Below are 12,049 nucleotides of genomic sequence, written 5' to 3' on the forward strand. Positions count from 1 at the left end.
TGATGACCAACTGAGGGAGGTGTCCGTGACCGCAGCCGATCGGCCGTCCGCGGGCGGTGCCGACGCCCAACGCCCGGCGTCCTTTTTCGCCGCCGCGGCGGCTCTTGCCGCGATGAACGATGCGCTGCGCCAGGGCCGGCACCAGGCCCCCGATGCCGCCGGACCGGGCCCCGAGCAGGCGCTGGCCTCCTTGATGCTGCTGCGGGAAGTGCGCGAACAGCTCGCAGGCTGGGAGACCGGCCTGATCGAAACCGCCCGCGACGCGGGCGCCAGCTGGGCGGACCTGGCCCGCCCCCTCGGCGTCGCCAGCCGACAGGCCGCCGAACGCCGGTACCTGCGGGGCCGCCCGGGCGCCGTCGGCACCACCGGGGAACAGCGGGTGACGGCCACGCGCCGGGCCCGGGCCACCCAACGGGCCACGGCCACCTGGGCCCGCGCCAACGCCGCCGACCTGCGCCGCCTCGCCGGGCAGCTCACCGCACTCCCCCACCTCGGGCCCGAAGCACACCCGGCGCAGGCCGCCCTGCACGCCGCCCTCGGCTCCACCGACGCAGCCGGGCTCACCGAGCCCCTGACCTCCATGCGCCCCTACCTCGATGCCCGGCACACCGATCTCGTCGAGTGCCTGGACGCCCTCGAAGCCCGGCGCGCGACGGCCGTCGCCGCCGACGACTGACCTCCGCCACAGGGCGCCGCACCCCTGCGGGCGCAGTGCGACCCGCCCCGAACCACGCCGGTGCAGGACAACGATCCGCCTCGGCCCGACTCCCCTCCGTACACGACGTTCCCACAGCAGGAGACTTACATGGCCACCAGTGTCGAGACGCTCGAATTCCAGGCAGAGACCCGCCAGTTGCTTCACCTGGTGATCCACTCGATCTACTCGAACAAGGACATCTTCCTGCGCGAGCTGATCTCGAACGCCTCCGACGCACTGGACAAGCTGCGTCTGGAATCGCTGACCGACTCCGGCCTCTCCGAAACCGACACCGCCGACCTGCACATCTCGTTGGAGGTCGACAAGGAGAACCGCACCCTGACGGTCCGTGACAACGGGATCGGCATGACCCGGGACGACCTCGTGGAGCTGATCGGCACGATCGCCAAGTCCGGCACCGCCGGCCTGCTGGAGAAGATCAAGGAGTCAAAGGACGCCGCCACTGCCGAAAGCCTGATCGGGCAGTTCGGCGTCGGCTTCTACTCCGCCTTCATGGTCGCCGACAAGGTCACCCTGCACACCCGGCGGGCCGGCACGGAATCCGGTACCCGGTGGGAGTCCGACGGAGCAGGCGCCTACACCCTCCAGCCCGCAGAAGGCCTGCCCGTGGGCACCTCCGTCACCTTGCACCTCAAGCCCGCCGACAGCGAGGACGGGCTCGCCGACTACCTTTCCGAGTGGAAGATCCGCCAGATCGTCAAGCGGTACTCCGACTTCATCCGCTGGCCGATCCGGATGGCCACCGAGCGCACGGACGCCGAAGGCGAGACCACCCGCGAGGTCGACACGCTCAACTCGATGAAGGCGCTGTGGGCCCGGCCGCGCGCCGAGGTGACGCAGGACGAGTACGACGAGTTCTACCAGCAGATCAGCCACGACTGGACGGCCCCGGCCGAGACCATCCACATGCGCGCAGAGGGCACCTTCGAGTACGAGGCGCTGCTGTTCATCCCCGCCCAGGCGCCCTTCGACCTGTTCTCCCGCGAGACCAAGCGCGGCGTGCAGCTGTACGTCAAGCGCGTGTTCATCATGGACGACTGCGAAGCGCTCATGCCGGACTACCTGCGCTTCGTCAAGGGCGTCGTGGACGCCCACGACCTGTCGCTGAACGTGTCCCGCGAGATCCTCCAGCACGACCGCCAGATCCAGGGCGTGCGCCGGCGCCTGGTCAAGAAGGTCCTCGGCGCCCTCAAGGACATGCAGTCCAAGGACGCCGAGCGCTACGCGAAGGTGTGGGACCAGTTCGGCCGGGTCCTGAAGGAGGGCCTGGTCGAGGACCCGGACAACACCGAGGCCCTGCTCGGGCTGGTGTCGGTCGCCTCCACTCACGACCCGGAGAAGACGACCACGCTGCGCGAGTACGTCGAGCGCATGAAGGACGGCCAGGACACCGTCTACTACCTGACCGGCGAGACGCGCGCGATGGTGGAGAACTCCCCGCACATGGAGGCCTTCGCCGCCAAGGGGTACGAGGTCCTGATCCTCACCGACCCCATCGACGAGGTGTGGGCGGACCGGGTCCCGGAGTTCGCCGGCCACCGCCTGCAGTCCATCGCCAAGGGCCAGGTCGACCTCGACGAGTCCGCCGACGGCGACCAGGAGGCCGACCCCGAAAAGGCCCGCCGCGAGGAGGACTTCGCCGCCCTGCTGGCATGGCTGAGCACCACCCTGTCGGAGCAGGTCAAGCAGGTCCGCCTGTCCTCGCGCCTGACGACCTCGGCGGCGTGCATCGTCGGCGAGTCCCACGACCTGACGCCGACCCTGGAGAAGATGTACCGGGCGATGGGCCAGCAGGTGCCCCCTGTCAAGCGGACCCTGGAGCTCAACCCCGCACACCCGCTCGTCACCGCCCTCCGCACCGCACACGACGCGGGCGCCGACGATCCCGCGCTGGCGGAGATCGCCGAGCTGGTCTACGGCAGCGCGCTGCTCGCCGAGGGCGGCGACCTGCCCGACCCGGCCCGCTTCACCCGGCTGCTGACCGACCGCCTCACGCGCACTCTGTAACCGGTACCTGCGGTGGGGGTGGGGGTCGGAGCCGACCCCCACCCCTCCGAGGTGCCGCCGGCCTGGCGGCCGCCCGTTCGTTCTGTGCCTGGCTTTACGCCTCGGCATCGAAGCCGGGCGCGCAGGGCCGAGGGCCGTGCATGGCCATCGCTGACGAGCGTACGCCGCCTCGCCGACAGCCGGGGTACCGCTGCCGCCCGCAGGTCACGACGGCGCCGTGGCCGTGACACTGCCGGGTGAGGTCCAGGGGCGAGCCCGACGCCTTCCGTGACCGGATCGGCGGAGTCCTGCCGTCTCGGCCGGGACCGCGGCGGCCGCCGGCAACAGAAGTTGGGGTACGTCCCGGACGTCCCGCTTCGTGATTCGGGGGCACGTACATGTGTCCTGTGGGCCCTTGTCGGGTCGGGCCACGGGCAATATGGTGCGCTCGCGTCCGCACGTCCGCCCACACGGCCAGTTCTTCATCCCCTCTCCCCGTCGAAGGGACGCGTCCGTCATGCGCAAGAAGGTCATCTCGCTGCTCTCCGTGTTCGGTACGGCCGCCGGACTGCTCATGGTGTCGGCCGGCCCGGCGGCAGCCAGCCCGGCATGCACCATGCACGGCTTCATCGGGGCCTACCAGGGGACCATCGTCGACATCCCGATCGCGTCCGGCGGGACGCACTGCCACCTTCAGCAGGGCTACGCCAACGAGGCAGTGCGGGTGCTCCAGAAGTCCATCGTCCGGTGCTACGGCATCAGCATCCAGACCGACGGACAGTTCGGGCCGCGTACGAAGGCCGCCCTGATCGAGGTCCAGCGGCGCGAGCGCATCAACCAGGACGGCGGATACGGGCCGCAGACCCGCGACGCCATGTACCACACGGTGGCGGCGTGGGAGGAGCAGCAGCCGATCGGCTGCAGGCGGCTCAATCGGCCGTAGCCGGTGTCGGCCCGGCGTTCGAGGTGAACCCCACCGGCGCGAGCACGTACAACTTCGGCAACAGGGTCTCCTGGATCTCGGTCGGCTTCGCAGGCCCGAGCTCCCGAGAGGCCCTGCCCGACACCGGAGCTCTCCCGGGATCCGGGCCCGGCAGGGTTTCGGATCCCGGGAGTGGCCGTCATCCGGCGCTCAGGGCGGTCCACTTCTGGTTGGAGCCGCCGTGGCAGTCCCACAGCTGGAGCTGCGTGCCGTCGGCGGTGGAGGAGCCCGGGACGTCGAGGCAGCGGCCGGAGGCGGGGTTGCGGTAGCCGCCGTTGTGGGGCTGCCAGACCTGGTTGGCGCCGCCGTGGCAGGCCCAGAGCTGCACCTTGGTGCCGTTGGCGGTGCCGGCGCCGGCTGCGTCGAGACACTTGCCCATGGAGCGCAGGGTGCCGTCGGTGTAGGCGGACCAGTACTGGTTGGCACCGCCGCCGCAGCTCCACGTCTGGACGGCGGTCCCGTCGGCGGTGCCGGCACGGTTGACGTCCAGGCACTTGCCGGCGATGCCGGACTGCACACGTGCGGGGGCGGGGGCGGGATTCCTCAGCCACCCGGCACGGTCCGCGGCCTGGATGCCGCGGTGGAAGGCGTCGGCCATCTTCCGGTAGCCCGAGTCGTTGGGATGCAGGGCGTCGGCCAGGTCGGCCGTGGCGGTCAGGGCGCTCATGTCGACGTACGCGACGCGTTTGCCCGCGGCCTGCGCCTCGCTCACGATCCGGGGAACGGCCTGGTTGTACGCGGCCCGGTACTGCTCCTCGGAGCCGCTGGTGGACACCACCAGGGAGGCCACGAGGACGGTGGCGTCGGGCGCGGCGGCGGTGATCTGGCCGACCAGGGACTTTAGCCGGGCGGTGGCGGTGGACACCTGGTGGGAGCCGTTGAGGTCGTTGGTGCCGATGTGAAGCGTCACGACGTTGGGCCGGTAACGGGTCAGTGAGGCGTCGGTGAGGGCGGCGACCTGCTCGATGAGGTATCCGGAGTGGCCTTCGTTGTCGGGGTCGGACATCGAACCGGCCCGCCCTGTGCCCACGAAGTCCAGCGGATGGCCGTCCACCGCGAGCCTGTCCCACAAGGGCCCCCGGTAGCCGTTGCCGGTACTGCTTCCCACGCCCCAGGTGATCGAGTCGCCCATCGGCATGACCCGTAAGGGCGTGTCGGAGGCGGCGGAGGCAGGGGCCGGCCCTGCCGCCGTCACCCCGAGCACGGCGGCGGCGAGCGCGATCAGTGGGAGAAGCCGAGACCTTTTCATGGGGTTCCCTTTCCTGGGGTGGGGCGTCACGGGAGGGTGGTCCACTTCTGGTTGCTCTGGCCGTTGCAGGTCCACAGGACGACGGGGGTTCCGTTGGCGGTGCCGGCCCCGTTCGCATGGAGGCACAGACCGGCGTGGACGTTGCGGACGGACCCGTCGGCCTGTCTGGTCCACTTCTGGTTGTTCTGGCCGTTGCAGGGCCAGATGACGACCGGCGTGCCGTTGGCGGTGCCCTGGCCGGAGGCGTCCAGGCACTTGTCGCCGTAGACGCGGATCTCGCCTCCGGCCCACGTGCTCCAGAGCTGGTTGGCGGCGGTGTGGCAGTCCCAGATCAGCGCCTTCGTCCCGGCCTCGGTGGAGGCCCGGTCCACGTCCAGGCAGCGGCCCGATCCGGTACCGCGCAGGCGTGCGGTGGTCGCGGCCTGCGGGCTGCCCCCGGTCATCCTGAACACGGCGACACCGTGTGCAGGCACGCTCGCCGAGATCGGGCCGGAGGTGCCGGACGTGCCGCCGGTCCACAGGTCGGTGAGCGTGAACGGCCCTCCGGTGAGGCCGACTTGCGCGGCCGTGGCGGTGATGGTCGTGGTGCTCCCGCCCCTGTTGAGCAGGCCCACGGCGACCGAGCCGTCGGCCAGGGGCTTGGCGAACACCTCGGTGCCGCCGTCGTCACGCACCCTGCGTCCGCCGGCGCCCAGCGGATCCTGGTTCACCGCCACCAGGCGGGGGTTGCGCAGGATGGCGCTCACGTCGGCGGACATGGTGCGGATGTCGTTGCCGGCCATGAGCGGGGCGCCCAGCAGCGCCCAGAGGGCGAAGTGGCTGCGCGACTCGGTCAGGGACAGGCCGGGGCGGCCGACGACCAGCATGTCAGGGTCGTTCCAGTGACCCGGACCCGACTGCGCGGCCAGCGGTGCGGTGATGTCCAGGACGTTGCCGACACCCATCGGGTAGCTGTTGGTGTTGGTGTTCTGCCAGATGTCGAGCAGGTCCTCGGTCGTCCGCCACAGGTCGGCGACCTGCCCCCAGTCATGGGTGGCGCCGGTGGGGGCGTGGAAGCTGTTGGGGTTGATGCTGTAGACGATCGGGCGGCCGGTGGCGCGCAGGGCATCGCGCATGATCGTGAACCGTTCGACCTGTTCACCGAGGGTGCCGCTGCCGGAGCACCAGTCGTATTTGAGGTAGTCCACGCCCCAGGAGGCGAAGGCTGCGGCGTCCTGGGCCTCGTGGCCCTTGCTGCCGGTGGAGCCGGGGTAGGTGCCCACGCCCTGTGCGCAGGTGCGCTCGCCCGGCGCCTGGTAGATGCCGAACTTCAGGCCCTTGCCGTGGATGTAGTCCCCGAGCGCCTTCATGCCGCTCGGGAACGTGGTCGGATTGGCCCGGAGGTTGCCCGCCCCGTCGCGTTGCGGGTCGAACCAGCAGTCGTCGACGACGACGTACTGGTAGCCCGCGTCCTTCATGCCCGAGGACACCATCGTGTCGGCGGCCTGGCGGACCTGGGCCTCGGTGATCCCGCATCCGAAGCTGTTCCAGCTGTTCCAGCCCATCGGCGGGGTGAGTGCCGGGCTGCCCGGCGCGGCCTCGGCGGTCGTGGGGGCGGAGGCGGTGACGCAGGCCGTGAGCGTCAGTGCGCCGGCCGCGAGGAGGCGCAGTAATCGTCGTGGCAGGGATGCCATGAGGATTCCTTTCTGGTCCGCACAGCGGAAGCCGCTGTGCGGACCGGCTGGGCGGAGGTCAGGAGCGGTTGATCGGATGCGGCGGATCAGCGCTGCAGGGTGAGCACGCCCGGCCGGTACGGCAGTCGCTGGTAGGGGGTCCCCTGCGGTGTGGCGGGGTCGTAGCCCTGGTAGAGGAACTGCAGGTTGCAGGGGTCGACGGTCATGGTCTGGTCGGCGTTGACGCGGACCAGGTCACCGTGGCTGATGTCATTGGTCCAGGTGGCACCGCTGTTGGCCTTGCCCGCGAACGGGCTGCTCTCGCTGCCGGCCTGGAGGGTCCACGGGCCGTTCAGGCCGGCCGCGGTGAACGACCGGAAGTAGCGGTGCTCGTTCACCCCCCGGGCCTCGACGATCATGAGGTACTGGTTCCGGCCCTGGACCTTGTAGACCTCCGGCGCCTCGAAGAGGTTCTTCGCCGTGTCGCTCATGACCGTCGTGTACGACGAACCGAAGCTGCCCGGGAAGCTGCCGATCGGCACGGTCGACTTGTAGATCTTGCCGTTGTCGTCTCCGAAGAACAGGTACATGTTCTGGTCGTCGCCGATCAGAGTCGGGTCGATCGGGCCGCCCTCGGGGAGACTGCCGGTGAACAACGGCTGCGGGGCGGACCAGCCTCGGGGATCGGTGGGGTTGCTGGACGTGCGGTAGGTGAAGGGCCAGGCGGTGCCCCACCCGTTCGAGGCCAGTACCCAGATGTTCTTGGGCGCGAAGTAGAACAGCTTGGGCGCCACCGCCAGTCCCTGGCTCATCCCGGTCTGGGTGGCCGTCGCCATGTCCGACCAGTTCGTGAAGGGACGAAACGCCATCGTGCCCCACGACGAACCGTCGGACGTGGTCGCGTAGACCAGGTTCTGGCCGTTGTACGGCACGGTGGTGAAGTCCTTCAGCGCGACCCACCCGTTCGCCGGCTGAGCCAGCGGGCCCGTCGAGGTCCACCGGTACGTCGACGGAAGGGAACAGGTGTTGCCCGGCTCGGACAGGCCGGTCCACTGCTGGTTGCTGCCGCCGTGGCATGCCCAGAGCTGCACCGCCGTGCCGTTGGCCGTGCCGGCGCCCGCAACGTCCAGACACAGCCCGGACTCCACGGCGACGACCGTGCCGTCGGCGTTGACGCGCCACTGCTGGTTCGTTCCGCCGTTGCATCTCCAGATCACCGGTCGGGTACCGGCCGTGGTGGAGTGGCCCGGAACATCCAGGCACTTGTCGCCGTACAGGGTCAGCCGGCTGTCGTCCGTCAGGGTCCACCTCTGGTTGGTCCCGCCGTGGCAGTCCCAGACGTGCAGGTTCGTGCCGTCGCTCTGGCCTGCGCCCGGCACGTCGAGGCACCGGCCTGAACCGACACCGTGCAAGGCGCCGCTGGTCGCGGCTTGGGCCGGGCCGGCGACGAGCATCGCCGCCAATGAGACCAGGGCCGCGAGCACGGCGGGGAGCGTCAGGGACCGATATCCGCGGCGGAGTCGGCGTCTGCGCATGGTGACCTCTCACATCCTTGAGTAGGCGGTTCGGGCGTCCTGGCCCGGAGCCCGGTCGCCTGAAGGGGTGCGGTGGCATGTGGTTCGCGGTCTCCGGCGCCGCCGGACGAGGCCCTGCCGCGTGCAGGGCGAGGCACGCCGGGCCGCCTTGTCGGTGGCGCGGCGCCGGAGGCGGCACCTCTGCGACGAGGGGCCTGATGGTCCGATTTCACGAACAGCGTGCGGCACTTCGAGCAGAAGATAGATTTCGAGTTGAGGATCCGTCAACGCTTTTCGAAGAGTTGCATCTCCGGCGTTTTACACCCCACCCGGATAACAAAAATTCCGGGCCGTCATGCAAGTTGACCTGAAGAGGGCGTGCCGTTTACGCGGAGGGCCAACGCCTCCGGCAATGCGATCTGTTCGGATATCGATTATTCGACTGCGAGCCAGGTGTTCTTCTTCGAGTTCAGATCGGTCGCCGGGTCGCAGGTCCACTGGTGGCTCTTCGCGCCGGGGTCGGTCGAGATCCCGCTGACGTCCACGCACTTGCCGCTGTGCACCGCGACCAGCCGGGAGTCCCTGCGGTTGCGACCACCTGCACGATCTGCTCGATGGCTCGCCCGGCGCGACGCGCGGTGGCGGTGCGCGCCCCACGCGCCCCTCGGCCCCCTCCGTACGGAGGCCGAGCGGGCGCAGGCGTCGCTCGCTGGTGGGCTGCGGTTGCGGCCGGCGTCGCCGCCTGAGGTGGTGTGGATGGTGCAGCACGCCGTGCGCAGCGCCCTCCGGCGGCGCCACGGTGCGCGGTGGCCGTGCAAGAGCAGCGCTCGTGCAGTCGGGCAGGCCGTTCGCCGTCGCCCCTTGCCATCAGAGGCCTCACCGGTGCATCGAAGGGCACACGCAGTGCATATGGGCATGACGTAGCGCACCAGGAACGACGTTGAGGAACGCCCAACCGGTTTCGGCAGCACCCCCGCGAGCGGGCAATGGGTGCCGAGGCGCAGAGCGGCGTCAGCGGCCGTTCGGCCGTACAGCCCCACCGAGGGTCGGTTCGCGGGGGCCCGGGAAATCGGAGGGGCAACGGAGTGGTAAGGGCGTGTCGGTCGAGTGACCTCGCCTTCCGGGCGGGCATGTTTCCGGCCTACGCGGTGGCACCTGTGGCTTCGTGTGCGACATGACGACGACTCCCCGCCGCCCCCGCCGCTCCCGCCGAGCCCGTCTGCTCGCACTCTGCGTGGCCGCCATGGCCACTCTGCCCCTGGCGAGCGCCTCCGCCACCGGTGTCTCTGCCGCCCCAGCCGTCACCCGGGCCCCGTCGCCTCCGGCCGGCGACGGGGCGGAGGTGCTTCGCGACCGCACCATCCCGCTCCCTCTCGACGCCTTCCGGATGCTGTGCACCACGGCCCCGTTCGGCGCCCCGCGCGAATGGACCTTCGACTTCTTCGACAACGTCCGCCTCACCGCCGTCGAGGACGGCATCGACGACAACGGCGGCACCCGCACCTGGTCCGGCCACGTCAAGGGCAGGCCGGACACCAGCGTCATCGTCTCCCTGCGCGGAGTCTGCTCCACCGACCGCATCCCGGCCGGCACCACCCTCGTCGAGGTCGTCGCCGACCTCGGGGAGCGCGTCTACCACCTGGAGACCCTGCCGGGGCGCCCCCTGCGCGCCCGCATCACCGAGGAGGACCCGGCCAAGCAGCCGCACCACGCTCCCGACGAGCTGGCGGTGGCCCCGGCGGCACGCACCGCTCCCCGCAGCTCCCTCGCCGGGCGGGCCGCGGCCACCGCGCAGAACCCGGCCGTCATCGACGTCATCGCCGGGTACACCCCCCTCGCCGTCCAGCGGGCAGGCAGCGAGCAGCAGGTCGTCAACACCATCTACTGGGCCGAGCGCAAGATGAACGAAGCCCTCGCCGACAGCGGCGTCCCGGCCAGCATCGACATCATCGGCACCTACAACACCAACTACACCGGCAACAACACCTCCTCACTGATGTGGAGCAAGCTGAGCAACCCGCAGGACCCCGCGCTGGGCACCGCCGCCGCCGATGCACGCCAGCGCTACGGCGTGGACCTGATCACCGTCGTCAACAGCGTTCCGGGCCAGTCCTCCGGGCAGGGCAGCCTGCCGGTGCGCGGCAACTTCCACGACAGCCTCGCCTTCTCCGTCGTCGACTACGACTCGCTCACCGGCTGGTACAACCTCGGCCACGAGATCGGCCACAACCTCGGCCTCTTCCACGACCGGCGGACCCTCTCCCAGCAGGTCCCCGACGGCAGCTGGGTCAACGAGCTCAACACCCCGTACGGGACCGGCTGGATCACCCCCGACGAGCAGCACACCGACCTCATGGCGTACGCCAGCTCCTGCCGCCGGCCATGCCGCACGGAGAACGTGTACTCCGACCCGTCGCTCAACATCTACGGCCAGCCCCTCGGCGACGAGAGCAACAACAACGCCAAGCTCGCCCGCCTCACCACTCCCATCGTGGCCGGCTACCGGTCCCTCACCATCCCCCGGACCCGCTACGCCCTCACGCTCGAAAGCACCGACGGCGGCAGCGTCCGCCCTGCCGTCTACGGCCCCTACAAGCCGGGCACGGTCGTCTCCGTCACCGCCACCCCGGCCCCCGGCCACCGCCTGGCAGCCTGGATCTACGACGGCCGCCAGTACGCACCAGCCGAACAGGTCAACGTGACCATGGACGCCGCCCACACTCTCAGGGCGGTCTTCATCGAGACCTGAGGGACGTCATCCCGGGTCATCGAGCGCGTCTGAAAGATCGTGCAAGTCCGTGATGTGGCAGCCTGGCCCGGGGCTCGGCCTCGGGCCTGTGGGCCAGGCGGAACGGACGAGTCATGGCGGACAAGACGGAACCGGTGGCTGCGGTGGCGGCCGGGGACAAGACGGTCGACGAGGTCGTCGAGCGGTTGCTCGATAGAGCCGATGCCTCAGGGGGCAGCGCTGTTCCACTCGGTGCCCCTGTGGGGCCTGATCGCCCTGGCCGGAGCCACCACCGCGGCCGGCGCAGCGGACACCCTGTCCCGCTGCGCCACCGCACCCGCCGCCTGGCTGATCATGGCCGTGGTGACGGCGTACTGCCTGGCATCACCCGCCGTCCTCCCCGTCCTCTGGAACGAGGAGAACGAGGAGAACGAGACCTAGTGACAGCCCGGTAGCCGCCCACACGGGCAAAGAGGAGGGCCTCCCCCACAGGGGGCCCTCCTCTTTGCCCATTCCGCTCCCGCACTGTGCAGGTCGTCATCGGCGTCTTCACGGCCTCGTCGCCCCCGCCCGTCCCCGCTTCTGCTCGAGCGCCGCCTGCGGTCAAGGGCCGTCCTGATCAGAGGACTGTTTGCGCTAAGCCCGATCGTTTCTGCAGTGAACCTGACATTCCGGCAGGCGCGGCCCTGCTCGACAGGCAGACGGACCGGGATAGATCTGGAGACAGCCCGCAGGAGTACGCGGGCTCCCTGTCGATCGAGTGAAAGCAGATCCCTGTGCTGAAGAGGTCTCTGGTCGTCGCTGCGGCTGCGGCAATGACGTTTGCGTCGGCCGGCGTCGCGGCGGCTGACGATGTCGTGCGTGTGGTGGAGAGTGCGGAGGTGACCATCCCGGTCGCCAGCGGCGGGTATCCCGGCCGCGCGGTGGCGAAGGCGGAGTGCCCGGCCGGGGAGACCCGAACGGGCGGCGGTGCCATGGTGGTCGCGGGCAACTCCTACGCCGACCGTTATGCGGTCGGCGCGAGCATCCCGATCGCGGGTGAAGGCTGGTGGGCGTTCGCAACGAACTCCGACCCGAACGACCCCGGGAAGCTCAAGGCGTACGCGATCTGTGCGAAAGTCGTCAGGAACCCCACCCTGACCACTCCGTGACCGGGCCCGCCGGTCACCTTCCGCTCCACGGGCTCGACGAGAACGCAGGCGCGGCCTGAGTGACAAGAG

The 12,049-nt window shown here is 70.2% G+C and carries 10 protein-coding genes; 6 read left to right on the top strand and 4 right to left on the bottom strand.

The genetic code is table 11. The features are described from left to right. The first annotated feature begins 25 nt into the window (after positions 1-25). The 3 genes from LG634_RS19440 to LG634_RS19450 all read left to right on the top strand — a co-directional run bounded on the left by LG634_RS19440 (position 26) and on the right by LG634_RS19450 (position 3,647). The gene (locus LG634_RS19440) at positions 26-676 is read left to right on the top strand and encodes a type III effector protein (RefSeq protein ID WP_226735147.1); all 651 of its coding nucleotides are present in this window, start codon (positions 26-28) and stop codon (positions 674-676) included. Between the two features lie 129 nt (positions 677-805). Beyond that, a complete protein-coding gene (htpG, locus tag LG634_RS19445; protein ID WP_226735148.1) occupies positions 806-2,725 on the top strand; it encodes a molecular chaperone HtpG in 1,920 nt (639 codons plus the stop codon). 496 nt (positions 2,726-3,221) lie between these two features. Continuing rightward, positions 3,222-3,647, top strand: a complete 426-nt coding sequence (locus LG634_RS19450) for a peptidoglycan-binding domain-containing protein (RefSeq protein ID WP_226735149.1) — start codon at positions 3,222-3,224, stop codon at positions 3,645-3,647. Between the two features lie 178 nt (positions 3,648-3,825). Here the strand turns inward: LG634_RS19450 and LG634_RS19455 are convergent, their stop codons facing one another. The 4 genes from LG634_RS19455 to LG634_RS19470 all read right to left on the bottom strand — a co-directional run bounded on the left by LG634_RS19455 (position 3,826) and on the right by LG634_RS19470 (position 8,664). Beyond that, positions 3,826-4,935 (bottom strand): ricin-type beta-trefoil lectin domain protein, encoded by a 1,110-nt coding sequence (locus LG634_RS19455; RefSeq protein ID WP_226735150.1) that lies wholly within the window; start codon positions 4,933-4,935, stop codon positions 3,826-3,828. A gap of 26 nt (positions 4,936-4,961) precedes the next feature. Next, entirely contained in the window at positions 4,962-6,608 is a 1,647-nt protein-coding gene (locus LG634_RS19460; protein WP_226735151.1) for a glycoside hydrolase family 27 protein, read from the bottom strand. A gap of 86 nt (positions 6,609-6,694) precedes the next feature. Further along, positions 6,695-8,122 carry a non-reducing end alpha-L-arabinofuranosidase family hydrolase gene (locus tag LG634_RS19465; protein ID WP_226735152.1) on the bottom strand — a complete coding sequence of 476 codons (1,428 nt, stop codon included), beginning with the start codon at positions 8,120-8,122 and terminating at the stop codon, positions 6,695-6,697. Between the two features lie 413 nt (positions 8,123-8,535). After that, complete coding sequence (locus LG634_RS19470; protein ID WP_226735153.1) at positions 8,536-8,664, bottom strand: ricin-type beta-trefoil lectin domain protein; 129 nt, start codon at positions 8,662-8,664, stop codon at positions 8,536-8,538. Between the two features lie 611 nt (positions 8,665-9,275). On the opposite strand from LG634_RS19470, the gene LG634_RS19475 reads away from it, so the two are divergent. From LG634_RS19475 to LG634_RS19485, 3 genes are all read left to right on the top strand, one after another. Then, positions 9,276-10,850 carry an InlB B-repeat-containing protein gene (locus LG634_RS19475; protein WP_226735154.1) on the top strand — a complete coding sequence of 525 codons (1,575 nt, stop codon included), beginning with the start codon at positions 9,276-9,278 and terminating at the stop codon, positions 10,848-10,850. A 201-nt stretch (positions 10,851-11,051) separates the two neighbouring features. Beyond that, complete coding sequence (locus LG634_RS19480) at positions 11,052-11,270, top strand: hypothetical protein (protein WP_226735155.1); 219 nt, start codon at positions 11,052-11,054, stop codon at positions 11,268-11,270. Between the two features lie 335 nt (positions 11,271-11,605). Then, entirely contained in the window at positions 11,606-11,980 is a 375-nt protein-coding gene (locus LG634_RS19485) for a hypothetical protein (RefSeq protein ID WP_226735156.1), read from the top strand. Positions 11,981-12,049: the final 69 nt, after the last annotated feature.

The sequence above is a fragment of the Streptomyces bambusae genome, from assembly GCF_020532645.1.
GTDB classification, from domain to species: domain Bacteria; phylum Actinomycetota; class Actinomycetes; order Streptomycetales; family Streptomycetaceae; genus Streptomyces; species Streptomyces bambusae.